This window comes from Streptomyces sp. NPDC006283 (assembly GCF_040613325.1).
GTDB lineage: Bacteria > Actinomycetota > Actinomycetes > Streptomycetales > Streptomycetaceae > Streptomyces.
This window is the reverse complement of the sequence record NZ_JBEXRZ010000051.1, coordinates 15,979-39,976: the sequence shown is the minus strand read 5'-3', so window position 1 is coordinate 39,976 and position 23,998 is coordinate 15,979. Positions and strand designations below refer to the sequence as shown.

Below are 23,998 nucleotides of genomic sequence, written 5' to 3'. Positions count from 1 at the left end.
TGACGTTGTCGGCGGCCCCGCCGGTCAGGCCACCTCCTGTGTCCGGCTCGGGAGGCCCATCTCCGTCAGGAGGGTCGCCTCCTTCGGTGCAATACACACCGCAGCAGGAGCAGTTGCGTGCCGAGCTCCGCGACTACTTCGCCGGACTCGTCCCCGACAACGCCTACGCGCGATATGCCGAGCCGGCCGCCCGTAAGCGCTTCTACCGCGAGACGATCCGCCGGCTCGGCGCCGACGGCTGGCTCGGGGTCGGCTGGCCGCAGGAGTACGGCGGCCGGGGGCTGAGCCCCATGGAGCAGTTCATCTTCTTCGACGAGGCGGCACAGGCCGGAGTGCCGCTGCCGTTGATGGCGCTCAACACCGTCGGTCCGACGATCATGCGGTTCGGCACCGAGGAGCAGAAGGCCTACTTCCTGCCGAAGATCCTCTCCGGCGAGATCGACTTCGCCATCGGCTACAGCGAACCCGACGCCGGCACTGACCTCGCGTCCCTGCGCACCCGGGCCGTACGGGACGGCGACAGCTACGTGGTCAACGGACAGAAGATCTGGACCACCAACGGCGACACCGCCGACTGGGTCTGGCTCGCCGTCCGTACCACCCCGGTGGAACCGGGCGTACCGCCGCACAAGGGCATCACCATGCTCCTCGTGCCGACGTCCGACCCCGGCTACTCCTGCACCCTCATCAACACCCTCGCCTCCCACGACACGACCGCGTCCTACTACGAGAACGTGCGCGTCCCCGTCTCCCACCGGGTCGGCGAGGAGAACAAGGGCTGGCGGCTGATCACCAATCAGCTCAACCACGAGCGCGTCACCCTTGCCGCCCACGGCACCATGGCGATCCGCGCCCTGTGGGACGTCCAGCGCTGGGCCGCGGACACCAAACTCGCGGACGGACGCCGCGTCATCGACCTGGGCTGGGTACGCGGCCGGCTTGCCCGTACCCACACACGTCTCGAGGCGATGAAACTGCTCAACTGGCAGATGGTGAACGCCGTACAGAACGGCACTCTCACCCCCCAGGACGCCTCGGCCGTCAAGGTCTACGGCTCCGAGGCCCGCCGCGACGCCTACGCCTGGCTCATGGAGGTCGTCGGCGCGGCAGGCCCCCTCAAGGAAGGCTCGGCAGGCGCGGTCCTCGGCGGCGAACTCGAGCGCGGCTACCGCTCCGCCGTGATCTTCACCTTCGGCGGTGGCAACAACGAGATCCAGCGCGAGATCATCTCGTGGATCGGGCTCGGGATGCCGCGGGTGCGACGCTGAGGAGTTGCGACTGCCGATTTTGGACCGTGTCCTGTGCGGCGAGGCGGACGGGTCGCTCGTGGCAGGCCGCTTACGTCGTCCCGGTGGACTCCCGGAGTCGCACATGGTGACCGGTGCAGAGCCGACGGCACGGCGCTGCAGCAGGCCCTCGTTTCAAACGTCCGGGCCCCGCAACCGCTTGCGCGCGACTGCGGGGCCGGTCCCCACACTTGATCAGGTCCGGGCAGACCAGCACCGAAGGACAGGTTGATCGGCTCGAACCGATTCGGGTTCGGCGGAGGGACCTCAATCGTGTGACTGTGAGTCGGCGATGCGTGCTGCCAGGTATGCGTGTCGCCCTACTTGCTGGTGCAGAGGCTGGCGACAGCGTCCTTTACGTCACTGCCTCGAAGAACGACGATCGTGTGGTTGACGGGCGCCCCGTTCGCGGAGCCTGTGAACTGGAGCGTGACAACTGCCCCGGCAGGCACGTCACCTGTGACCGCGAGCTGACGGCCAGACCGGCCCTGCGGACACGGCTGTTCACTGACGTTCACATTCGGCTGCGAGGGTGCCGTGACCGTTGCGCTCAGGGTGCCCTCCACTCTCCCCTCGTGGGGGATGCACCGTTCGAAGCCGGCGTAGGTAAGGCACACACTCGATGTGCCCTCCACGCTGACGGCTGCGGAGCGCGTGGTGGCCTCCTGGGCCACGGCGGTCGTGCCGGCGTTCACCAGAGCCAGCAGAGGCGCGGTGGTCAGACAGACCACCATTCCGCGCCGCATCCGAGCAGATACCATTGTTACCTCCGGAAGGCGAAGTGATGCGATGGGTGGACGCGCGGTCCGACAGGGCCCGCCGCGCGGCGTCGGCGCACGTTCTCACCGTGCGCCGACTTCGATGGCTTCCAGGGCTTGGCGGTGACCGGTAAACCGCTGCCCTCGGACCGGAGCTCCGCATCAGCCGGTTGATCCAGCCGGTCCAGCAGACGAGAAGCGCTACTTTCGGGTCACATCAGGAAAGAGCAGCGGACCGCCTCACGGATTGACGAGTTCTTCCTCTGCGGCCACCAGGTTGATGATGAAGTTGCATGTGCCGGATTGGGACTGGCCAAGCGCCTGCTGGATTTCCGACGCGTTCGCCTGCGTCACCGTCGAACTTTCGTTGTCATTTGCGGCGTTCGCCTGGTCCGAGGCCGCCTGCTGACTTCCCACCTGATTGAGCACACAGGCCGGCACGATGATGATCGGCTGCTCGTCGTCCCGGTCCTTGGGGCTCTTGTCCTTCGAGCCCTTGTCCTTCGAGTCCTGACCCTTGGGCTTACGGTCCTTCCGGTCCTTGTCCTTCGGGTCCACGCTCTTCGTGCCCGGACCCTCCCGGTCCGCGGTGAGGGACTTCACGGTGCGCACACCGTCGTCCTGGGACTGGGCGAGTGCAGTGCCCGAAGCGGCCACAGAAAGCATGCTGATCGCCGCGCCGATGAGAACTGCCTTTGTAGTGCGGTGCACAGATTTTCCCTTCTCAGTCGCTGCCCCAGGATGCGCACCTGGGCCCCAGGATCCCTACCAGGCTGCGAGGACAACACCGCCGGAGCACCCTGGTCTTCGCCCATTCGGTCCATATGATGATCAGTGAACGCTGCCGAAATCTCGCTGCACATCAGCCCCGCGGCAACGACCAGCCATCGACCACAGCTCGCTGTCGACTGAACACTCCTCCAGAGAGCCACGCGCCACTTCGGGTCACATCAGCAAGAACCAGCGGACCGCCCGCCTCACGGATTGGGTTGCTGAAGCTGCGTCAAAAGCTCGCTGACGGTCTCGCATGTACCCTCTTGGGCTTGGCTGAGCGACTGACTGCTCTCCGACACATTCGTCTGCGACACCGACGAGTCCGCGCTGTTTCCGTTCGCGGCGTTCGACTGCGCGGAAGTCGTCTCCTGAGTCCCGATCTGACTGATCACGCAGGTCGGCACAACGACGCTCGGCTCCTCTTCCTGACCGTCCTTGGGGCCCGGACCCTCCTGGTGCACGGTGAAGGACATCACGGTGCGCACACCGTCGTCCTGGGACTGGGCGAGTGCAGTGCCCGAAGCGGCCACAGAAAGCATGCTGATCGCCGCGCCGATGAGAACTGCCTTTGTAGTGCGGTGCACAGATTTTCCCTTCTCAGTCGCTGCCCCAGGATGCGCACCTGGGCCCCAGGATCCCTACCAGGCTGCGAGGGCAACACCGCCGGAGCATCCTGGTCTTCGCCCATTCGGTCCATATGATGATCAGTGGGCCAGATCAACGCCGTTGAGCTGGAGTCCGGTCCATCACGCCAACGGTCAGGGCGTGGCAGCGGTCGGCCGGGACCAGACGGCGGGCCCCGTTCGGCGTGACCACGGGTCGGCCCGCTGGTACACAGCGCACGAGAGCCCGCGGGGGCGTGCGTCGCCCGCGCCGGGGGGCGCGTGCCCCTTCGCTCCGGCCTGTCCGGCACCCGGGCTTATGACGTGGAGTGTCCTTCTGCCATGATGTCCCGCGAATAGGCGACGGCGGAACGAGGAAGCCGGTGTGAATCCGGCGCGGTCCCGCCACTGTGATCGGCGAGCGGATCCCGAACAGACCACTGCCCGGATGCGGGTGGGAAGGCCGGGACGAGCGTTGACCCGAGAGCCAGGAGACTCACGCGGTCGCCTCCTCGAATTGACTGGGGCGGATTTCCCCGGAGAGGAGGGCTCGTCGGGATGCCCAGGAGACCATCGTCGGCCGGTCCGGTTCCGTGCCGGGTCGTGGTGTGCCGGGACTGCTGCTGTGGCAGCCCCAAGGTGACCGGGGTCGACCACGGGGAGCAGACCGCGCGTCTTGCCGAGCACGCGCCGGTTCGTGTGTCCGACTGTCTCGACGTGTGCGACCAGGCGAACGTGATCGTCGTGCAGCCCTCGTCCGAGGGGCGCGCCGCGGGCGGCCGGGCGGCCTGGTTCGGTCTCGTCAACGACACCGCCGCGACCGAGGACATCGCCGCCTGGGTCCGGGCGGGCGGGCCGGGGGTCGCCGCGCCACCGGACATCCTCGAGCTCTACGCCTTCACCCCGCCTCGGCGCGCCCGGTCCGGGCCGCTCCCCGACGTCGGCTGACCCGCGCACCCCCCCCGGCCGACCGAGCGTCCTCCGACGAGAGTCCGCCGGTTTCGACCAGCCTCCGGACCACTGTCCGGACAGTCCAGTACCACCCCAGCGGTGAGAGGATCCGCCACATGATGGGCAAGCGCCCGATGTCCCTGCTGTCGACCATGGCCGTGGCCCTGCTGATGTCCGGCTGCGGCGCCACCGCGGACCGGGACGACGCCCCGTCGGCCCACTCCGCTGCCGAGGGATTCCCCGTCACCGTGTCCAACTGCGGTGTGAAGACGACCTATCAGCGTCCCCCGCAGCGCTCGGTGTCGATGAACCAGCACGCGACCGAGGTCATGCTGGCACTGGGCCTGGAGAAGTCGATGGTTGGCACCTCCTATCTCGACGACAGGATCCTCCCGGAGTATCAGGAGGCCTACGGCGGGATCAAGGTGCTGGCGAAGGAGTACCCCTCGTTCGAGACGCTGCTGGCAGCCGAACCGGACTTCGCCTACGGCGGTTTCGCCAGCACCTTCGACGAGAAGGAAGGACGCAGCCGCGACGCCCTCTCCAAGGCGGGGGTCAATTCCTATCTGAACATCGAGGAGTGCCCGTCCGGGCCGGTGACGATGGCCACGATGGACGCGGAGATCCGGAACGTGGCGAAGATCTTCGGCGTGCCGGACCGGGCGGAGCGGCAGTTGAAGAAGCTCCACGGCACGCTGGACACGGTCAAGGGCAAGCTCGCCGACGTCACCCCGGTGAACATCTTCGTGTACGACAGTGGCGACAAGACCGCCTTCACCGCGGGCGGCGCGGGCATCGGCAACGAGATGATCAAGCAGGCCGGCGGGGCGAACCTCTTCGCCGACCTGGACAAGGCGTTCGGTGACGTGTCGTTCGAGCAGGTGGCCGAGCGCGCGCCCGAGGTCATCGTCATCTACGACTACGGCGACCAGCCCGTCGAGGACAAGAAGAAGTTCCTCCTCGCGAACCCGGCGCTGAAGGACGTACCCGCCATCAAGAACAAGCGGTTCGCGGTGCTGCCGCTGTCGTCCACGGTGCTGGGCGTCCGGGTGCCCTCCGGCGTGGAGTCCCTGGCCCGCCAACTCCACCCGGACCGGTTCAAGTGACCGGCGCCACCGACGCCACAGGCGTGACGGAGCCGACCAAGGCGAAGGGGGCCGCGGTGGCCGGCGCGACGAGTGCACGGACGGCGGTGGCCGGCGCCTTCGCTGTCCGCCGCCCCGGCATCCCCTACCCGGTCGTGCTCGTACTGCTGGCCGCGCTGCTGGCCGTCGCGGCCACCTTCGGGATCGCGGCCGGGTCCATCAGCATCCCGGCCGACCAGGTCTGGGGCATCCTGCTGCACCGCGTGCATCCCTCGCTCGCCGAGCCGACCTGGACACCTGTCCGCGAAACGATCGTCGTCGACGTCCGGCTGCCGCGGGTGCTGCTGGCCGGCGTCGTGGGCGCGGGCCTCGCGGTGTCCGGAATGGCGCTGCAGGCACTCGTGCGCAACCCCCTCGCGGACCCGATGCTGCTCGGTGTGTCGTCGGGTGCCTCGGTCGGCGCGGTGCTGGTCGTCGTCTTCAACGTCTCCCTGTTCGGTGTGTTCTCCCTGCCGGTGGCCGCGTTCCTCGGCGCTCTCGCCGCCCTCGTCGCCGTCTACTTCCTGGCCCGGTCCGGCGGGCGGATGACGACGGTGCGGCTGGTGCTGGCGGGCGTGGCGACGGCCGAGGTGCTGTCCGCGCTCGCCAGCTTCCTCGTCGTCACCTCCAACGACCCGCACAAGACGCAGTCGGCGCTGCGCTGGATGCTCGGCGGACTGGCCGGCACGACCTGGACGGTGGTGTGGGTCCCTGTCGGCGCCGTCCTCCTCGGCACGGCCGTCCTCCTCGGTGTCTGCCGCCCGCTCAACCTCCTGCTGGCGGGGGAGGAGGCCGCCGCGGCGCTCGGCCTGGACGTGCACCGCTTCCGTGCCGCACTGTTCACCCTCGTCGCCGTCATGATCGGCACGATCGTGGCGGTCAGCGGCCAGATCGGCTTCGTCGGCCTGATCATGCCGCACGTGGTGCGGCTGGTGGTCGGTGCCGACCATCGCCGCGCGCTGCCTGCCGCAGCGCTGCTCGGCGCGGCATTCCTCATCGCCGCGGATCTGGCGGCGCGCACCGTCATGAACCCGGAGGAGATTCCCGTGGGCATTCTCACCGCCCTGGTCGGCGGCCCCTTCTTCCTGTGGCTGATGCGACGGAGGTCCGCATGACGCAGACGGTCAAGGCCACGGTCACTGCGGCGCCCGGCACGCTCGCCGCAGAGAACGTCTCGGTCGTCGTGGACGGCAGGGCGCTGGTGGACCGGGTGTCACTGCACGTGGCACCCCGCGAAGTGGTGGGGCTCGTCGGCCCCAACGGCGCAGGCAAGTCCACCCTGTTGCGTACGGTCTACCGGGCGCTGCGCCCCACCTCTGGGCGGGTCCTGCTGGACGGCGAGGACGTCCGGCGGATGTCCGGAAGGAGCCTCGCACGCCGACTGGCCGCCGTCCTGCAGGAATCCGCCGGGGACTTCGAGCTGTCGGTGTACGAGGTGGTGGCGATGGGCCGCACTCCGCACAAGCGGGCCTTCGAGGGCGACGACGCCGACGACCGTGGCATCATCATGGATGCGCTGAACGAAACCGACGCCACCGGGCTGGCGCACGCCCCCTTCAGCCGGCTCTCGGGCGGCGAGAAGCAGCGGGTGCTCATCGCCCGTGCACTGGCCCAGCGTGCCGGGACGATGGTGCTGGACGAGCCGACCAACCACCTGGACCTGCGGCATCAGCTCGACATGCTCCTCCTCGTCCGCCGGCTCCGCGTGACCGCGGTCGTCGCCCTCCACGACCTCAACCTGGCCGCGGCGTTCTGCGACCGCATCTGTGTGATGGACGGCGGCCGTGTCGTGGCCTCCGGGTCGCCCAAGGAGGTCCTCACATCTGAACTCCTGGCCGACGTCTACCGCGTCGACGCCGAAGTCGTACCGCATCCCCGGACCGGGATTCCGCACATCACCCTGGCTTCCGGCGGCCCATTCGGAACAGGGTGATGCAGGACCCCCGAATCCGGCGGCGAGCAGGCCGGTGGAGAATGGAGGCGGAGGTTTCCTCTTCATGTCCGGTGCCTGAATTGCGTTCGCCCGAATTCGGGACCGCGCGACCCGAAATCGGTGCACCAAGACCCGACATGTGGGAGTCGATGTGAATGCCCTGCGACAGGCCCCCGTCCGATCCGTCGCCCAGGCCCTGGAGGAGGTCGCGGCCTTCGGTTCCTTCTTCTCCGTCGAGCTGGGAGGCCCCGACAAAGGCGGGCACCCTGTCGAGGACACGTACGCAAACGGCTGCGCGGACCTGATCGCGGCGACGGCCGACCGCTACGGCACCCGTGAACTCCGCATCGGCGCCTCCATCGTGCAGCTCGGGCACGCCGCGCGCCTGTGGTCACCCGTGCTGGCCTGCACCGTCGTCCACGGCATCGTCCCCGACCTGCACCGCCTGCACCGCGCCGACGACAGCCAAGCACTGCGCCTGCCCGCGTCCCCCACCGGCTGGTACGCGGACGGCGTCCCACACCTTGCGGACGTGCTGTACGAGGTCGTGGTGGGGCGGCGCCTGGACGCGCTGGCCGCCGGGCTGCGGGTCAAGGTGGCCCCCGACTGCTGGCCGGGAACGCCGCGTCGGCACTGGCGGAGGCCGCGCGCGCCGTCCTGGCGGCCAGACCGGATCTCCGCGGGGCCCTCACCGGTCTGGTCCACGGACTGCTGAACACTGGCCGGCTGACCGGTGCGGGAAGGGGCACCGGCCCGGATCTGAGTTTCCGTCGCCGGAGTTGCTGCCTCTATTACCGGGTTCCGTCGGGGGTGAAGTGCGGGGACTGCTCACTGGCCGGATGAATTGCCGAATTCCTGTCCGGAAACAGGTGCGCCGGCGGCCTGAAGCGAGGATCGCCCCTCGGCTCTGTAGGGTCCATTTCGCTCGCGGACGGCGAACCCCCTCAACGAGCCGCCGATGACCAGGGCGGCCAGGAGGGAAACAGTGGCTTACAGCCCTCTGCGACACGCTTCACTGCCGCGCATGCATACAGCTCTTGAGATGGGCGATGAGGTCGCTGGCCGGACCCAGGTCCGTCATGCCGTCGGTGACCAGGGTCTGCCCGTCGTATTGCAGGCGGTACTCGAAGACGTCCCGGGCTTTTTCGGCGACGCTGTCGGAGGGCAACCCGCCTGATTCCACTGCGTCGAGTAGGGAGTTGAACCTCTTCTTCTCGGCCGGTGTCAAATCGTCTGCCTGCTCGCGGCTGCCTTCGCGGTCAGTGAGGAAAACGTCTCCGGCGGAGCCGACCTCGATGCCGCGCCGGACGCCGGCCACACCGCCGCTGACGGTGAGGCTCACTTCGTCCGTGGCGCCTTCCCGCGTGGACTGTTCGCCGCAGCCGGTCAGCAGGAGTGCACCGGCAAAGAAGGCGACCACCAGCCTTGTTCGCAGGATCATGTTCGCCCTCCCCAGGAGGGCCATAGTCTACTGACGAGCGTCAGCGCCGGAAAGTGTTCGCCAGGGTGATGACCAGGGCGATGTCGTCCTGGCCGCTTCCGGCCTCACACCCGCCGTCCCAGGCATGTTGCGTGCCTCGGTCTCGGCCGAGTGGTCACCGTGAGTCACGCGCCCCGCCCTTCGTCGTTCTCTCCGACGCCAGCAGCAGTCCCTGCGTCAGCGCGGCCGTCGCAAGCACGGCGGACGTGAGAAGGAAGCCGGTCGCGAACACACTGCCCGCCAGCGGAGCGGGGCCCGTGTGGGTGTGGAGGAGCGTCGCGCCCACGGCCGCTGTGCCGAGGGTGCCGCCGACCTGGAGGCACATCTCCAGCAGGCCCGACGCGCCGCCGCGGCGTTCGGGCGGCGGCGCCGACATCGCGACCGACATCGCCGGGTTGTAGACCAGTGGGATCGAGACGCCCCACACCAGCAGCGCCGCGCCGAACGGCCAGTACTGTCCCGCCTCCACGGCGACGCCCATCAGGGCGAAGCCGAAAGCCCCGCCCGTCGCTCCCGCGACCGTCAGCGTCCGGGCGCCGAAGCGCCGGGACAGGGCCCCCGTCGCCGGCGCGAGGACCAGGGTCGGCACCATGGCGGGCAGCATGGCGAGCCCCGCGGCCGCCGGGCCGAGACCGAGGGCGTCCTGGACGTACACCGCCCCGTACACCACTGCGACCAGGAAGCTGAACTGCGCGCAGAGCACCATCACCGCCGAGCCGAGAAACTGACGTCCCGCCAGCAGCCCCACGTCCACCAGGGGCTCGGCCCGCCGCGTCTCGGCCCGCACGAACACGCACAGCAGGATCAGCCCCGCCGTAAGCAGCGTGAGAACCGTGGTCGTGGGCCACTCGCCGGACTCCATCACCGCGGTCACCACCAGGCCCAGACCGGCCACCGACGTGACCAGACCCCAGACGTCGAAGCCGCTCGAACGGCCGCCTGTACTCGGGGGGACCACCGCACGGGCGATCAGCAGGACGGACGCCGCGGGCAGGAGGTTCAGGAAGAACACCGAACGCCACCCGAGGCTCTCGGTGAGCACCCCGCCCAGCAGCGGCCCCACCGCGAGCGCGACCGACGCGGCGCCGACGTACGTCCCGATCGCCCGGCCCAACCGGTCCGGCGGGAACGAGTTCGTGATGATCGTCATCGTCTGCGGCAGCATCGCGGCGGCCGCCGCGCCCTGCGCCGCCCGCGCCAGGACCAGCGCGCCGCCGCTGTCGGCGAATCCGCACAGCAGCGAGGCAACCGCGAAGCCGAGGGTGCCGAGCAGGAACAACCGCCGCGTCCCGAACAGATCGCCGAACCGGCCGCCCGCGGCCGCCAGGACGGCGAAGGCGAGGATGTACGCGTTCGGGATCCAGTGGGACAGCGAGACGCTGATCCCGAGATCGTCCCTGATGGACGGCAGGGCCACGCCGACGACCGTCTCGTCCGCGAACGTCATGGCGAGCGCCAGGCTCGTCACGGCCAGCACCCACCGCTCCCGGCGACGACCGCGTGCCCCTTCGGCATCACTTGCCGCGCTCGACGGAACCGGAACCATGAGCCGACTCTACGAGGATCGCGGTAGCCGTGTCCGAACCGGCGCTCCGCCGGCAGCAAGTGCAGCCGACTCCGGCCACTGCCCGGCCGCCCCCTGTTTTCCTCTGTTCATTGCTCGCCACGGAGCTTGTCGAGCTCCTTCTCGAAGGCCTTCGTCTCCTCGATCAGGTGGTTGCGTGCGTTCGCCTGCGCCTTGCCGCCCTCGTCCTTGAACGCCTCGCGGAAATGCGGTTTGAGCTGTGTCCACCAGCCGTAGTCCAGCATCGCCCATGCCTGTGGGCACAGCGGGGCGCGGGTCTTCGGCAAATAGCCCGCTCCGACCAGGGGCCCGTGGAACCTCTTGGGGTCGCTCCCCTCGAGGTAGCAGAGGAAGTTGAAGACCCTTTGCTGGGTGACGGGGTGATCGCTCGAGAGGCCTTCCAGCGTCAGCTTGCCCTCCTGGCGGGCGATCTCGTCGAAAAGAATGGCTGCTGCCAACGACGGGTTCGGTCCGACCTCGTTGACGGTGTAGAACGACGCGAACCCGTCGGCGGCGTCCTCCTCGAGGCCGAGGTTCGGAAGCAGCAGTTGACGCTGCAGGGCATGGCCCATCTCGTGACCGAAGATGAACTGCGTCGAGAGCGCGGTCAGGTCAGCGGTGTTGTAACTCGCTTCGGGGAAAGGAGCCGGACGCTCGACGGTCTTGACCACCTTGCCAAGGGTCTCTTCGATCTGGGTGAGGAACGCAGGGGGCACAAAGATCGTCCTGCCGTCGGGCTGGGTCACCGCATCCGTGACCCCGGGTGGAACCTTGTCGGTGACTCTCACGACCAGGTCGTTCGGGAGGGCGACCGACTCGTTCACCCAGCCGGCGAGCTGCTCGAGCACGCGGGACTTCCGGATCACCTCGACGGCCTGACGGTCCTTCGGCTCGACCGTGTCTTCCTCGTAGACGACCGTGACCTTGCCGTTCGCGTCAGCCTCGCTGCCGACGCCGCCGCACGAGGCGACTGCAAGGCCGGCGAGGAGCAGCGCCCCCGTGAGGGAAGCAGTCCGCACCATCGCCGAGTACCCGTGACTGCTCTGCACCCTGGTCAACTTCTTCCCTGGTCATGAGGTTGGGGCGGACTCGAAACTGGCACGGATTATGGTCGCCGGACCCTGTGCCCGCAATGATCCTTATGTTGCGATTCTTGCCCCATTGGTTCGCGCCGGCGTGGTGACGCACGTGTGCGCCGAGCGGTCGGGCCGCCCGGCGCACACCGGTTCACAGCTCCACGTTCAGTGCTCCACGTTCAGAGCTTCACGCGGTGCGGGTCGTCTGTTGTTCGACGGGCAGACGACCCGGTCGCAGCCTTGGATCAACGGCGGCGGCTGTTCCAGGACTCGGTGTCGACGATGTTGCCGCGGTGGTCCCGCAGGGTCGCCTTGTCCGAGCGGCTGTCCCACACGTAGTCGCGGCGGTCCTGGTAGAGGTCGGTGCGGGTGTCGCGGCCCTGACCGGTGTGAACGCGGACGGTCGCGCGGCCGGCGAGACGGTAGTCGTCGAAGCGGTAGCGGTTGCCGTCGCGGTCGCGCAGGGTCCAGCCGTCCAGGTTCACCGAACGGCGGGAGTTGTTGGTGATCTCGACCCATTCGGCGTTCAGGGACCGGTTCGAGCGGAAGTGGTGGCGTCCCGGGCTGCCGGCCTGCACGTCGCTGATCTCGACCCGCGGGTCCTGGCGGTGGTGCCGACGGTCGCGGTCGCGGTCACGGTCGCGGTCTCCGTCGTGGGCGGCGGCCGGCAGGGCAACGGCCGAGACGACGGCCCCGGTCGCGAGGACGGTCGCGGCGATGCGGCGAGCGGTCGAAGAAGCAGACATAGGTGATGTCCCCTCGAAGAACAGTGCCCCACCGGCCGATACGGCTGGTGACGGCAGTTGCGGTTTCCCGACCCAGGTGTGGGCCGAGAACCCAAACTGTGGAGCTTCGGTGAACCTCGTCGACACGCGGACCGACCCCAGTTACCAATTGCAGACATTTCCGTAACTGTCGGATGTGTGGATCAAGTACATCGGGCGGGCGTGGCCCTGACATTCACTGATCACTACACCCACCCGTTCAACGGTCAACAGCAAGCCCTTACTCGCCCGCTCGCACCACCCTGTGCGCCACCCCAAGGCTCACCCCGACGGAAGCGCCGATCTTGGTAACAGTCGTTCTGCACGTTTCTTCGCTCACCTGATCCCATGCCGCATACGAGAGCGAGCATTTGGAGGTTCGATGCTTCCCCGGCCGGCCGGCTGTCGGCGAGCGGGAGGCGCGCCACGACAGGAGGCGATGGGCGTCAGGACAACCCGTTTGACGGCCCGTCACCCCGCGTTTCGGGCAGGTGACGCTCCTACGCTGGGGCCCATGCCCGAGACCACCCTGTCCCCTTCGCGTCGTCGCCCCCTGGGCCGGTGCCGCCGCCTGGCCGTGCTGCTGGCCTGCGGTGTGCTCGGCCTGACTGCCCCGGCTCTCGCTCCCGCCCCCGCCTTCGCCGGGCAGGGCACCACCGGTGGTGTACGCATCACCGAGTTCACCCCGCCCACCCCGGACAGTGGCCCGGTGGGCATCACCGGCGGCCCGGACGGCAATGTGTGGTTCACCGAGCAGGCGATCAACAAGATCGGCCGGATCACCCCGCGCGGCCGCATCACCGAGTTCCCCCTGCCCACCCCCGACAGCCTCCCCGACGACATCGCCGCGGGTGCCGACGGCAAGCTGTGGTTCACCGAGCCCTCCAGCAACCGCATCGGACGGATCACCCCGCGCGGCCGGGTCACCGAGTTCCTGGTGCCGACCCCGGACGCCTTCCCGCTGGGCATCACCGGCGGCCCGGACGGCAATGTGTGGTTCACCGAGAACGGAAGCAACAGCATCGGGCGGATCACCCCGCGCGGCCGGATCCGCGAGTTCCCCCTGCCCACCCCCGACAGCTTCCCGTACCGGATCACAGCCGGCCCGGACGGCAACCTGTGGTTCACCATGCCCTTCAGCAACCGCATCGGGCGGATCACCCCGCACGGGAAAGTGACCGAGTTCCAGCTGCCGAACCCCGAGGGAGCCCCCTTCAACATCACCGCAGGGCCGGACGGGAACCTCTGGTTCACCGACGGCGGGGGCCTCAACCACGAGATCGGCCGGATCACGCCGCGCGGCAAGGTCACCCGGTTCCCGCTGCCGACACCCAACAGCGGGCCGATCGGCATCACGACCGGCCGGGACGGCAATCTCTGGTTCACCGAGTCGAACGTCGACCGGATCGGGCGGATCACCCCGCGCGGCCGGATCACCGAGTTCCCCCTGCCCGCCCCCGGCGAGGGCAGAACCCCGTTCCACATCGCCTCGGCCCCCGACGGCAACCTGTGGTTCACGGAACTCATCGGCAACCGCGTCGGCCGGGTGACGGTCGGCGGTCGGCCGGGGTGACGGGCGACGGCCGTGCCGGCGTACGGGGCCCCGGGGAGCGGTTCGACGCCGGCGGCCACGACACTGCCGGCTGCGCCGCGTACCCTTCCGTATACCCTGGCCACCACCGCTCGCCCGGTCACGTTCTCGAAGCGATCGCGCGCCTCGGGCCGGGCGCACGTCCGGCCCCGTACAAACTACGCAGACGGGCCGCCATACTGGACCGGCCGGGGAGGGCGCAGCAGAGCGACGGGGGCGACAGCACGAGATGGCGGAAACCAGGCTGATCCAAGGCCGGTACCGGCTGCTCGATCTCATCGGGCGCGGCGGCATGGGCGAGGTGTGGCGGGCCCTCGACGAGTCGCTCGGGCGCCATGTGGCCGTCAAGTGCCTGAAGCCGATCGGCTCCCAGCCCGACCAGTCCTTCTCGGGGGTGCTCGAGGAACGCTTCCGCCGTGAAGCCCGTGTCGCCGCGGCGCTCCAGCACCGGGGCGTCACCGTCGTCCACGACTTCGGCGAGTACGAGGGCGTGCTCTACCTCGTCATGGAGCTCATCGAGGGCCGGAACCTCAGCCAACTCCTCGAGGACAACGCACAGCGGCCGCTGCCCGTCGGTGACGTCGTCGACATCGCCGACCAGATCGCGGACGCCCTCGACTACACCCACGAGCAGGGCATCGTGCACCGGGACCTCAAGCCCGCCAACATCATGCGGGTCACCGGCGGGGGCGTGAAGATCTGCGACTTCGGGATAGCGCGCCTGGGTGCGGACATCGGCTTCACGTCCAAGCTCACCGGCACCGGAATCGCCATGGGCACCCCGCACTACATGTCGCCCGAGCAGATCAGCGGCGGGGAGGTCGACCACCGGAGCGACCTGTATTCGCTGGGGTGCGTGCTCTACGAGCTCGCCACCGGCGCCCCGCCGTTCGATGTCGGCGACACATGGTCGATCCTCGTCGGGCACCGGGACACCGAGCCCCGGCCGTTGCGCGAGCATCGAGAGGAGATTCCCGAGTTCCTCGATCTGATGGTGCTCGATCTGCTCGCCAAGACACCCGAGAAGAGGCCTGCCGCGGCGGGCGATCTGCGCCGGCGGATCGGCGCGGCCGGACACTCGCACCACGTCGCCTCGACCGTGCCGCTGCAGCGCGCCGCCCTGCCGGACATCGCACGCGAGCCCGCCCTGCCCTACTGGACCCGCGGCATGACCTCCGGTCACAAGGCGACCGGTACTCTCACCGCGCACTTCACCCGCCCCGGCCGCGACCCTGACGACCACGCGGCGTTGCTGACCGGAGAGTGGACCACCCGCCCGGCGGCGCACACCCCCGTGCCCGGGGACTCCCGCGTGCCCGCGCAGGGCACGGAGCGGCCGACTCCGCCGCCCGAGCTGCTCGCCGTCCTCGCCACCCGGCACAACGCGGGGCTGAGTCTCGGCCGGCTGGGACGCTGGGAGGAGGCCGGCGAGGTGCACCGCGCGGTCGCCGCGGAGCGCGAGCAACTGCTCGGACCCGACCATCCCGACACCCTGTCCAGCCGCTACGAGGTCGGCTTCAGCCTCAGCCGCACCGGCCGCGCGGCGGAAGCGCTCGAGGAGTTCGGGCGCGTGGCCGAGGGCCGCGAACGCGCCCTGGGCGCCGACCATCCCGACACCCTCGCCGCCCGCCAGGAGACCGCGTACGTGCTCGGCGGTCTCGGACGGCACACCGAGGCCGACCGCGTGTACGCGGCGGTCCTCGAGACACGCGAACGCACCATGGGCGCCGACCATCCCGACACCCTGCGCTGCCGTCACAACCTCGCGTTCAACCTCAGCCGCATGGGCCGCATCGAGGAGTCGTACCGGATGGCGGAGGGTGTCGCCGCCGCCCGCGCGCGGACACTGGGCGCCGACCATCCCGACACCCTTGTCACGCGTTACGAGGTGGCCTACGCCCTCGGACTGACGGGACGTTGGCCCGAGGCGCTCGACACCTACCGGGACGTGGCCGACGCCCGTTCCCGGACCCTGGGCCCGGACCATCCCGACACGCTCGCCGCCCGCTACGAGATCGGGATCTGTCTCGGCCGGCTCGGTCGCGGGGCGGAGGCGCTGGACGTCTACCGAGGCCTCGTCGACGACCGCACGCGCGTCCAGGGGCCCGACGACCCCGAGACCCTGCGCGCCCGCCACGGGCTGGGAGTGAACCTCGGCCGGCTCGCCCGCTGGCCGGAAGCGCTGGCCGAGGCACGGGCGGTGAGCGCCCTGCGCGAGCGGGTGCTCGGCCCGGACCACCCCGACACCCTCGTCAGCCACCGCGAGGTCGCCGTCGCGCTCGGCTGGCTGGCCCGCTGGCCCGAGGCCCTGAACGTCTACCAGCAGGTGGCGGGGGCCCGCGAGCGGGTGCTCGGCCCGGACCACCCCGACACGTTGTCCAGCCGCAACGACGAGGCCCACTGCCTGGAGCAGCTGGGCCGCCACACGGAGGCCGTCGAGCTGTACCGCCAGGTCGCCGCTCTGCGCGGGACCGCGGCGGGGGAGACGAGCTGAGGCCGCCGGGCGCGTGGCGGGGGACCACTGGCTGAGGTTCCGCCCTGCGTCGGCCCGTGGCGGGGGACCACCGGCTGAGGTCGCCGACCTGCGGGACCGCGGCGGGGCGGACACGCTAAGGTCCGGCCATGCCTGCACATGCCTCGTACGACGTCGTGATCGTGGGCGGCGGCCACAACGGTCTGGTCGCCGCTGCCTATCTGGCTCGCGCCGGACGCTCAGTCCTCGTCCTGGAGCGCATGCCGCGCACCGGCGGAGCGGCCGTGTCCACACGACCCTTCCCCGGTGTCGACGCCCGGTTGTCCCAGTTCTCCTATCTCGTCTCGCTGCTGCCCGACAAGATCGTGCGCGACCTGGAGCTGGACTTCGCCGTGCGCAAGCGCACCGTCTCCTCCTACACGCCGAAGGGCAGCGGGGGTCTTGTCGTCGGCGGTGACCGCACCCGGCAGTCCTTCGCGGAGATCACCGGCGGAGACCGTGAGTACGCGGCCTGGCAGGAGTTCTACGGCATCACCGGAGAAGTCGCGAAGCGGGTGTTCCCGACGCTGACGGAGCCGCTGCCCACGCGGGACGAGCTACGGGCCCGCGTCGACGACGAACAGGCCTGGCGCATGCTCTTCGAGGAGCCGATCGGCGTCGCCGTCGAGAAGCGGTTCGCCGACGACCTGGTCCGCGGCGTGGTGCTCACCGACGCGCTGATCGGCACGTTCGCGGACGCCCACGATCCGTCCCTGGTGCAGAACCGCTGCTTCCTCTATCACGTCATCGGCGGCGGCACGGGCGACTGGGACGTGCCGGTCGGCGGGATGGGAGCGCTCACGGACGCACTGGCCACGGCGGCACGTGCCGCCGGTGCGGAGATCGTGCTCGAACACGAGGCCACCGCTGTCGAGACCGACGGAGAGCGGGCCGAGGTCACCTTCCGCGCCGCCGAAGGCGTCGGCACCGTCGCCGCCCGCCACGTGCTGGTCAACGCGTCACCGCAGACACTGGCCGGGCTCCTCGGTGAGGAGCCTCCCGAGGCCGCGGAAGGGGCCCAGCTGAAGGTCAACATGCTGCTGCGCCGACTGCCGAGGCTGCGGGACCGGTCCGTGGATCCAAAGGACGCGTTCTCCGGGACGTTCCATGTCTCCGAGGGCTACGAGCAGTTGGCGGCCGCCTACCGGGAAGCGGCGTCCGGCAGGTTGCCGAGCGCCCCGCCGTCCGAGATCTACTGCCATTCGCTGACCGATCCCTCGATCCTGGCGCCGGAGCTGGTGGCGCAGGGCTACCAGACGCTGACGCTCTTCGGCCTGCACACCCCGGCCCGGCTGTTTGCCGCGGACAACGACCGGGCCCGTGCGGACCTGCTGGCGGCGACCCTCGCCGAGCTCGACTCCTGTCTCGAGGAGCCGATCGCCGACTGCCTCGCGCTCGACGGGAACGGCAACCCGTGCATCGAGGCGAAGACACCGCTCGACCTGGAGAAGGAACTGCGGTTGCCCGGCGGCCACATCTTCCACCGCGACCTGTCCTGGCCGTATGCCACGCCTGCCACGGGCCGCTGGGGTGTCGAGACGGCGCACGCCAACGTGCTGCTGTGCGGCGCGGGCGCCGCTCGCGGCGGCGGCGTCAGCGGTGTGCCGGGGCACAACGCGGCCATGGCGGCGCTCGGCCGGTGAGGAAGGCGGCGTCGGCCCCCGACCGACGCCGTCCTGTGCCGTGCCTGGTCGTCAGTCCCGCGAAGCGGTCCAGCCGTTGGCCTCGATCCGTGCGGCATCCTCGGGCCGTGCCTCGTCGAAGGCCGTGCGGCGGTTGCCGTCCTCGACCCGGATCGCATCGACGTAGGCGCCCCGGCCGACATAGAGCTGGTCGGTCGTGTACCGCCACCGCAGCCGTACCGGCGCACCCCGCCAGGCTGCGAGGTCGGCGGTGAGCCGGTGCCAGACGCGGCCGGACCATCCGGTGGCCGCGCCCGCCGGGTGCTGTACTTCCGTGCCGTCCCGGCGGGCGGTGGTGAAGGGAAGCGGCCGCCAGGTCGCCCCGCCGTCGGTGGACGCCTCCAGGACCAGGGTGTCGGCACCGGGCTCGGTGTCCCACCACAGGGAGCACGTGAGCAGCGGCCTGCCCGAGGTGAGGGTGAGGGCGGGCAGGGCGAGGGTCGCCGCGGTGGAGCCGGCCATGCCCGAGAACCAGGCGGTGCGGCCGTGCTCGGGACGCACGGCGACGGCCCTGGCCATGTTGTTGGCGGCGGCCACCCGGGGGGCGCTTCCCGAGCGCCAGCTGCGCACGGGGTGCACGGAGTTGCCCAACAGGATCAGGAAGGAGTCGGTGGTCGGGTCGAGGACGAGGCTGGTGCCGGTGAACCCGGTGTGGCCGGCGGTCCGCGGCGTCGCCATCGCGCCCATGTACCAGTGCTGGTAGAGCTCGAACCCGAGGCCGTGCTCGTCGCCGGGGAAGTCCGTGTTGAAGTCGGAGAACATCAGGTCGACGGAGGAGGGACTCAGGATGCGGGTCCTGCCGTAGACACCGCCGTTGAGCAGCGTACGGGCGAGGACGGCGAGGTCCCAGGCGCAGGAGAACACCCCGGCGTGGCCGGCGATGCCGCCGAAGCTGTACGCGTTCTCGTCGTGGACCTCGCCCCACACCAGGCCGCGCTCGAGGCCGGACCACGGCAGCCGGGCGTCCTCGGTGGCCGCGATCCCGGGTTTCCAGGACGCGGGCGGGTTGAACCGGGTGCGGTGCATCCCGAGCGGAGCGGTGATCTCGTCGTGGAGCAGCGCATCCAGCCGGTGACCGGTGATTCTCTCCAGAACGAGCTGGAGGGAGATCAGATTGAGATCCGAGTAGAGATAGTCGGTACCGGGTGTGGTCGCCGGAGCCTCGTCCCACAGCCGCTGGAGCCGTGCCTCCTGCGTCGGCTCCTTGAACAGAGGGATCCAGGCGCGCAGACCGGAGGTGTGTGTCAGTAGGTGGCGCACCGTGATGTCCTGCTTGCCCGCGCCGGCGAACTCGGGCACGTACGACGCGACCGGAGCCTCCAGCTCCAGTGCGCCCCGCTCGATCTGCTGCACCGCGAGGATCGAGGTGAACAGCTTGGAGACGGACGCCAGGTCGAACACGGTGTTCTCGGCCATGTCGATCTGCTGGTCCGCGGGGAGCTCGACGGCGGTGTCGGTCTTCTCGTCGTACGCCGAGTAGCGCAGTGCCTTGCCGATCGCCCGGTGCAGCGCGACCGTGCCGCCGCGGCCGGCGAGCAGCACCGCTCCCGCGTACCAGGGGTGTTTGGGGGAGGGGGCCAGGAACTTCTCGGCGTCGGTGACCAGTTGGCCGAGAGGTCCTGGGAGCAGACCAGCCCGCCGCGGAGAGCCGTGCCGCAGGGTCGGCCGGTGTCCGGTGCCGCTGCCGGAAGCGGAACCGGAGCCGCCCGCGGCCGGGCCGCCGTGCGGCTCGGCCGCCGCCGCGAAGGGGATCGGCGCGAGGGCGAGCGCGCCGCCCAGTGCCAGCATCCCGCCGCTCAGTCTCCGCCTGCTGATCCCTCTGCCCGCCGAGTCGTCGGTCATTCGGACCCCTCTCTGCGCGTCTTTGAAAGTATCTTTCGGATCTTCCACGACAGGTGAAACTTTCTTGCCGCGCCGGAGACCTGTCAACCACCGCAAAGAATCTGACGCAGCATCAGAAAATGTCTTCCCTCGTCCGGCGCCCTGCGGCATCCTGCCGCCCATGGAGACGGAGCTGAGCAGACAACTGGGCATCGAACACGCCATCTTCGGCTTCACACCGTTCCCCGCGGTGGCCGCCGCCATCTCCCGCGCGGGCGGCTTCGGCGTGCTCGGAGCCGTCCGCTACACCGCGCCGGACGATCTGAAGCGTGACCTCGACTGGATGCAGGACCACACCGACGGCATGCCGTACGGACTCGACGTCGTCATGCCCGCCAAGAAGGTCGAAGGCGTCACCGAGGCGGACATCGAGGCGATGATCCCCGAAGGGCACCGCAGGTTCGTGACCGACACCCTCGCCAAGCACGGCGTGCCCGAGCTCGCAGAGGGCGAGGCCTCCGGCTGGCGCATCACCGGCTGGATGGAACAGGTCGCCCGCAACCAGCTCGACGTCGCCTTCGACTACCCCGTCAGGCTCCTCGCCAACGCCCTCGGCCCACCGCCCGCCGACGTCGTCGCACGCGCCCACGGCCAGGGCGTTCTGGTCGCCGCCCTCGCCGGGAGCGCCAAGCACGCCCGCCGTCACGCCGAGGCGGGCATCGACGTCGTCGTCGCCCAGGGATACGAGGCCGGCGGCCACACCGGCGAGATCGCCTCCATGGTGCTCACGCCCGAAGTCGTCGACGCCGTCGCGCCCTTGCCCGTCCTCGCCGCCGGAGGCATCGGCAGTGGCGAACAGATCGCCGCCGGGCTCGCGCTCGGCGCCCAGGGCGTCTGGCTCGGCTCCCTGTGGCTCACCACCGCGGAGGCGTCCCTCGGCTCTCGTGCGCTGACCGCCAAGCTGCTGGCCGCCGGCTCCGGCGACACCGTCCGCTCCCGCGCCCTCACCGGCAAACCCGCCCGCCAGCTGCGCACCGAGTGGACCGACGCCTGGGACGACCCGGCGGGCCCCGGCACCCTTCCCATGCCACTGCAGGGACTTCTCGTCGCGGAGGCCGTCTCCCGCATCCAGCGGTACGAAGTCGGACCGCTGCTCGGCACGCCCGTCGGCCAGATCGTCGGCCGGATGAACAGCGAACGCAGCGTACGCGAGGTCTTCGACGACCTGACCCGCGGCTTCGAACAGGCCGTCGACCGGATCAACCGCATCGCCCAAAGGAGCGGCTCATGACCACCGACGCCCCCGCCGGCGGCTTCTGGGCCCAGGCCGCCGCAGACCCCAACCGTACCGTTCTGACCTGCCCCGACGGCAGGCAATGGACCGCCGGACGGCTGCACGCCGACGTCAACAGGCTCGTCCACGGCCTGCGCGCCGCCGGCCTCGAGCGCGGGGACGCCTTCGCCGTCGTCCTGCCCAACTGCGCGGAGCTGATCACCGCCTACCTCGCCGCAGCCCAGGCCGGCTTCTACCTCGTCCCCGTCAACCACCACCTCGTCGGGCCCGAGATCGCCTGGATCGTCTCCGACTCCGGAGCCAAGGCGCTCATCGCTCATGAACGCTTCGCCGCCGCGGCCACCCTCGCCGCCGACGAGGCGGGCCTGCCACCGAGTCACCGGTACACCGTCGGGACGCTGGCCGGTTTCCGCCCGTACGGCGACCTCCTTGACGGACAGCCCGAGACCCCGCCCGAGGGCCGCACGCTCGGCTGGGTCATGAACTACACCTCCGGCACCACCGGCCGGCCCCGGGGCATCCGCCGCCCCCTGCCCGGCAAGCTTCCCGAGGAGACCCACCTGGGCGGCTTCCTCGGCATCTTCGGCATCCGGCCCCACGACGGGAACGTCCACCTCGTCTGCTCGCCGCTCTACCACACGGCCGTGCTGCAATTCGCGGCCGCGGCCCTGCACATCGGCCACCCACTCGTCCTCATGGACAAGTGGACGCCGCAGGAGATGCTGCGCCTCATCGACACCCACCGGTGCACGCACACCCATATGGTGCCGACCCAGTTCCACCGGCTGCTCGCCCTCCCGGACGAGGTCAGGAAGCGCTACGACGTCTCCTCGATGCGGCACGCCATCCATGGCGCTGCCCCCTGCCCCGACCACATCAAACGAGCCATGATCGACTGGTGGGGCGGCTGCGTCGAGGAGTACTACGCGGCCAGCGAAGGCGGTGGCGCCTTCGCGACCGCCGGCGAATGGCTGAAGAAGCCCGGCACGGTCGGCAGGGCGTGGCCCATCAGCGAACTCGCCGTCTTCGACGACGAGGGCCGCCGGCTGCCTGCCGGGGAGATCGGAACCGTCTACATGAGGATGTCGACGGGCGGCTTCAGCTACCACAAGGACGAGACCAAGACCAGGAACAACCGCATCGGCGACTTCTTCACCGTCGGCGACCTCGGCCATCTCGACGAGGAGGGCTACCTCTTCCTGCACGACCGCAAGATCGACATGATCATCTCGGGCGGAGTCAACATCTACCCGGCCGAGATCGAGGCCGCCCTGCTCACCCACCCGGCCGTCGCCGACGCCGCAGCCTTCGGCATCCCGCACGCCGACTGGGGCGAGGAGGTCAAGGCCGTGGTGGAACCGGAGGAGGGTCACGCCGCCGGCGAAGCCCTCGCCGCTGCCATCCTCAGTCACTGCGAGCGGCACCTGGCCGCCTACAAGCGCCCCAAGTCCCTCGACTTCATCGCCTCGATGCCGCGCGATCCCAACGGCAAGCTCTACAAGCGACGGCTGCGCGCGCCGTACTGGGAGGGCCACGACCGCGTCATGTGACCAGCGAGCCGGCTCTCGCGAGCCCGCTCATCGCGCGAGAGCCGCCCGCCGCTGGCAGCCTGGCCCGTATGAGCGCGGTGAACATCAAGTCGATCCTGCGCCGGTGGACCGTCTGGGTGCCGCTGGTCGCGGTCGTCGCCCTGGTGCTCAGCTGGGGCCGCGGCCTGCCGCCGTTCGCGGTCGTGGTCGTCGCGTTCTGCCTCGCCGGCGCCGTGCTCGCGGCAGTGCACCACGCCGAGGTCGTCGCGCATCGAGTGGGGGAGCCCTTCGGGTCGCTGGTCCTCGCCGTCGCCGTGACCGTCATCGAGGTGGCACTCATCGTCACCCTGATGGTCGACGGGGGAGCGAAGACGGCCTCGCTGGCCAGGGACACCGTCTTCGCCGCCGTCATGATCACCTGCAACGGGATCGTCGGGCTGTCCCTGCTGGTGGCCGCGCTGCGCAACCGGGTGGCCGTCTTCAACGCGGAGGGATCGGGTGCCGCGCTCGCCACCGTCGCGACGCTCGCCACCCTCAGCCTGGTGCTCCCGACCTTCACCACCAGCAGACCCGGCCCCGAGTTCTCCTCCGCACAGCTGACCTTCGCGGCCGTCGCCTCCTTGGCCCTGTACGGACTGTTCGTCGCGGTGCAGACCGTACGCCACCGCGAGTACTTCGTCTCCGTCACCCACGACGGCGACATCAGGGACGAGGTCGACGACGAGCCCGCCGACGCCCCGGGCCGCTCGGCCGCTGTGCTCAGCCTCGGCATGCTCCTCGTCGCGCTGGTGGCTGTCGTGGGCGACGCCAAGGCCGTGTCGCCCGCCATCGAGTCCGGCGTCGAGTCGGCGGGCCTGCCGCACGCCGTCGTCGGCGTCGTCATCGCCCTGCTCGTCCTGCTGCCGGAGACGCTGGCCGCGGTGCGGGCCGCCCGGCGGGACCGGGTACAGACGAGCCTCAACCTCGCGCTCGGCTCCGCCATGGCCAGCATCGGGCTGACGATCCCCGCGATCGCGCTGGCCACCATCTGGCTGGAGGGACCGTTGCTGCTCGGTCTCAGCGCCACCCATATGGTGCTGCTCGCCCTCACCGTCGTCGTCGGAGCCCTGACCGTGGTGCCCGGCCGGGCCACGCTGCTCCAGGGCGGGGTCCATCTGGCGATCTTCGCCGCCTTCGTCTTCCTCGCGGTGAGCCCGTGAGCCCGTGAGCCTGTGCCCGTGAGCCCGTGAGCCTGTGCCCGTGAGGACCTGAGCGCGG

At 70.1% G+C, this 23,998-nt stretch carries 18 protein-coding genes, 2 pseudogenes and 1 riboswitch; of the genes and pseudogenes, 13 read left to right on the top strand and 7 right to left on the bottom strand.

Going from position 1 to position 23,998, the window contains the following annotated elements; all coding sequences use genetic code 11:
* Positions 1-86: 86 nt before the first annotated feature.
* Positions 87-1,268 carry an acyl-CoA dehydrogenase family protein gene (locus ABZ070_RS13805; protein ID WP_356633296.1) on the top strand — a complete coding sequence of 394 codons (1,182 nt, stop codon included), beginning with the start codon at positions 87-89 and terminating at the stop codon, positions 1,266-1,268.
* 1,016 nt (positions 1,269-2,284) lie between these two features.
* Here ABZ070_RS13805 and ABZ070_RS13800 read toward each other — a convergent pair.
* Positions 2,285-2,656, bottom strand: coding sequence for a hypothetical protein (locus ABZ070_RS13800; RefSeq protein ID WP_356633294.1), 372 nt, complete (start codon positions 2,654-2,656; stop codon positions 2,285-2,287).
* Between the two features lie 365 nt (positions 2,657-3,021).
* Complete coding sequence (locus tag ABZ070_RS13795) at positions 3,022-3,402, bottom strand: hypothetical protein (protein ID WP_356633292.1); 381 nt, start codon at positions 3,400-3,402, stop codon at positions 3,022-3,024.
* A gap of 346 nt (positions 3,403-3,748) precedes the next feature.
* Positions 3,749-3,939: riboswitch (cobalamin riboswitch) on the top strand.
* Between the two features lie 39 nt (positions 3,940-3,978).
* On the opposite strand from ABZ070_RS13795, the gene ABZ070_RS13790 reads away from it, so the two are divergent.
* The 5 genes and pseudogenes from ABZ070_RS13790 to ABZ070_RS13770 all read left to right on the top strand — a co-directional run bounded on the left by ABZ070_RS13790 (position 3,979) and on the right by ABZ070_RS13770 (position 8,271).
* Entirely contained in the window at positions 3,979-4,368 is a 390-nt protein-coding gene (locus ABZ070_RS13790) for a (2Fe-2S) ferredoxin domain-containing protein (RefSeq protein WP_356633290.1), read from the top strand.
* Between the two features lie 119 nt (positions 4,369-4,487).
* Positions 4,488-5,477: an ABC transporter substrate-binding protein gene (locus tag ABZ070_RS13785; RefSeq protein ID WP_356633288.1), complete on the top strand. Its 990-nt coding sequence runs from the start codon at positions 4,488-4,490 to the stop codon at positions 5,475-5,477.
* An 86-nt stretch (positions 5,478-5,563) separates the two neighbouring features.
* The gene (locus ABZ070_RS13780; protein ID WP_356633300.1) at positions 5,564-6,610 is read left to right on the top strand and encodes an iron ABC transporter permease; all 1,047 of its coding nucleotides are present in this window, start codon (positions 5,564-5,566) and stop codon (positions 6,608-6,610) included.
* Positions 6,607-7,428, top strand: a complete 822-nt coding sequence (locus tag ABZ070_RS13775) for an ABC transporter ATP-binding protein (protein ID WP_356633286.1) — start codon at positions 6,607-6,609, stop codon at positions 7,426-7,428. The genes ABZ070_RS13780 and ABZ070_RS13775 overlap by 4 nt, the downstream gene beginning before the upstream one ends.
* 139 nt (positions 7,429-7,567) lie before the next feature.
* Positions 7,568-8,271 (top strand): annotated as a pseudogene (locus ABZ070_RS13770) ((2Fe-2S)-binding protein).
* A 169-nt stretch (positions 8,272-8,440) separates the two neighbouring features.
* On the opposite strand, the gene ABZ070_RS13765 reads toward ABZ070_RS13770, so the two are convergent.
* The 4 genes from ABZ070_RS13765 to ABZ070_RS13750 form a co-directional block, all read right to left on the bottom strand.
* Positions 8,441-8,869, bottom strand: a complete 429-nt coding sequence (locus ABZ070_RS13765) for a hypothetical protein (RefSeq protein WP_356633284.1) — start codon at positions 8,867-8,869, stop codon at positions 8,441-8,443.
* A 154-nt stretch (positions 8,870-9,023) separates the two neighbouring features.
* Positions 9,024-10,385 (bottom strand): MFS transporter, encoded by a 1,362-nt coding sequence (locus ABZ070_RS13760; protein WP_356633282.1) that lies wholly within the window; start codon positions 10,383-10,385, stop codon positions 9,024-9,026.
* A gap of 176 nt (positions 10,386-10,561) precedes the next feature.
* Positions 10,562-11,521 carry a DUF4344 domain-containing metallopeptidase gene (locus ABZ070_RS13755; protein ID WP_356633280.1) on the bottom strand — a complete coding sequence of 320 codons (960 nt, stop codon included), beginning with the start codon at positions 11,519-11,521 and terminating at the stop codon, positions 10,562-10,564.
* Between the two features lie 272 nt (positions 11,522-11,793).
* Entirely contained in the window at positions 11,794-12,294 is a 501-nt protein-coding gene (locus ABZ070_RS13750; RefSeq protein ID WP_356633278.1) for a lamin tail domain-containing protein, read from the bottom strand.
* A gap of 532 nt (positions 12,295-12,826) precedes the next feature.
* Between ABZ070_RS13750 and ABZ070_RS13745 the strand changes: the two genes are divergently transcribed.
* From ABZ070_RS13745 to ABZ070_RS13730, 4 genes and pseudogenes are all read left to right on the top strand, one after another.
* On the top strand, positions 12,827-13,885 hold the full coding sequence (locus ABZ070_RS13745; protein ID WP_356633276.1) for a hypothetical protein: 1,059 nt from the start codon (positions 12,827-12,829) through the stop codon (positions 13,883-13,885).
* 70 nt (positions 13,886-13,955) lie between these two features.
* Positions 13,956-14,151: pseudogene (locus ABZ070_RS13740) on the top strand (DUF2236 domain-containing protein); the annotation flags it as partial.
* On the top strand, positions 14,133-16,397 hold the full coding sequence (locus ABZ070_RS13735) for a serine/threonine-protein kinase (RefSeq protein ID WP_356633274.1): 2,265 nt from the start codon (positions 14,133-14,135) through the stop codon (positions 16,395-16,397). The pseudogene ABZ070_RS13740 and the gene ABZ070_RS13735, both read left to right, overlap by 19 nt.
* A 128-nt stretch (positions 16,398-16,525) precedes the next feature.
* Positions 16,526-18,058, top strand: coding sequence for an NAD(P)/FAD-dependent oxidoreductase (locus tag ABZ070_RS13730; protein ID WP_356633272.1), 1,533 nt, complete (start codon positions 16,526-16,528; stop codon positions 18,056-18,058).
* A gap of 51 nt (positions 18,059-18,109) precedes the next feature.
* On the opposite strand, the gene ABZ070_RS13725 is transcribed toward ABZ070_RS13730, so the two are convergent.
* Positions 18,110-19,939, bottom strand: a complete 1,830-nt coding sequence (locus tag ABZ070_RS13725; RefSeq protein ID WP_356633270.1) for a serine hydrolase — start codon at positions 19,937-19,939, stop codon at positions 18,110-18,112.
* 160 nt (positions 19,940-20,099) lie between these two features.
* Between ABZ070_RS13725 and ABZ070_RS13720 the strand changes: the two genes are divergently transcribed.
* The 3 genes from ABZ070_RS13720 (at position 20,100) to ABZ070_RS13710 (ending at position 23,940) form a co-directional block, all read left to right on the top strand.
* Complete coding sequence (locus ABZ070_RS13720) at positions 20,100-21,209, top strand: nitronate monooxygenase family protein (protein ID WP_356633268.1); 1,110 nt, start codon at positions 20,100-20,102, stop codon at positions 21,207-21,209.
* A complete protein-coding gene (locus ABZ070_RS13715; RefSeq protein WP_356633266.1) occupies positions 21,206-22,762 on the top strand; it encodes an acyl-CoA synthetase in 1,557 nt (518 codons plus the stop codon). Before ABZ070_RS13720 ends, ABZ070_RS13715 begins: the two co-directional genes overlap by 4 nt.
* 68 nt (positions 22,763-22,830) lie before the next feature.
* Positions 22,831-23,940, top strand: a complete 1,110-nt coding sequence (locus ABZ070_RS13710) for an ionic transporter y4hA (protein ID WP_356633264.1) — start codon at positions 22,831-22,833, stop codon at positions 23,938-23,940.
* Positions 23,941-23,998 lie beyond the last annotated feature (58 nt).

What these genes read in the sequence shown, in the direction of transcription:
- ABZ070_RS13790 (WP_356633290.1), top strand. Translation starts at nt 3,979, where the DNA reads ATGCCCAGGAGACCATCGTCGGCCGGTCCGGTTCCGTGCCGGGTCGTG.
- ABZ070_RS13785 (WP_356633288.1), top strand. Translation starts at nt 4,488, where the DNA reads ATGATGGGCAAGCGCCCGATGTCCCTGCTGTCGACCATGGCCGTGGCC.
- ABZ070_RS13775 (WP_356633286.1), top strand. Translation starts at nt 6,607, where the DNA reads ATGACGCAGACGGTCAAGGCCACGGTCACTGCGGCGCCCGGCACGCTC.
- ABZ070_RS13765 (WP_356633284.1), bottom strand. Translation starts at nt 8,869, where the DNA reads ATGATCCTGCGAACAAGGCTGGTGGTCGCCTTCTTTGCCGGTGCACTC.
- ABZ070_RS13750 (WP_356633278.1), bottom strand. Translation starts at nt 12,294, where the DNA reads ATGTCTGCTTCTTCGACCGCTCGCCGCATCGCCGCGACCGTCCTCGCG.
- ABZ070_RS13745 (WP_356633276.1), top strand. Translation starts at nt 12,827, where the DNA reads ATGCCCGAGACCACCCTGTCCCCTTCGCGTCGTCGCCCCCTGGGCCGG.
- ABZ070_RS13735 (WP_356633274.1), top strand. Translation starts at nt 14,133, where the DNA reads ATGGCGGAAACCAGGCTGATCCAAGGCCGGTACCGGCTGCTCGATCTC.
- ABZ070_RS13730 (WP_356633272.1), top strand. Translation starts at nt 16,526, where the DNA reads ATGCCTGCACATGCCTCGTACGACGTCGTGATCGTGGGCGGCGGCCAC.
- ABZ070_RS13725 (WP_356633270.1), bottom strand. Translation starts at nt 19,939, where the DNA reads ATGACCGACGACTCGGCGGGCAGAGGGATCAGCAGGCGGAGACTGAGC.
- ABZ070_RS13720 (WP_356633268.1), top strand. Translation starts at nt 20,100, where the DNA reads ATGGAGACGGAGCTGAGCAGACAACTGGGCATCGAACACGCCATCTTC.
- ABZ070_RS13715 (WP_356633266.1), top strand. Translation starts at nt 21,206, where the DNA reads ATGACCACCGACGCCCCCGCCGGCGGCTTCTGGGCCCAGGCCGCCGCA.
- ABZ070_RS13710 (WP_356633264.1), top strand. Translation starts at nt 22,831, where the DNA reads ATGAGCGCGGTGAACATCAAGTCGATCCTGCGCCGGTGGACCGTCTGG.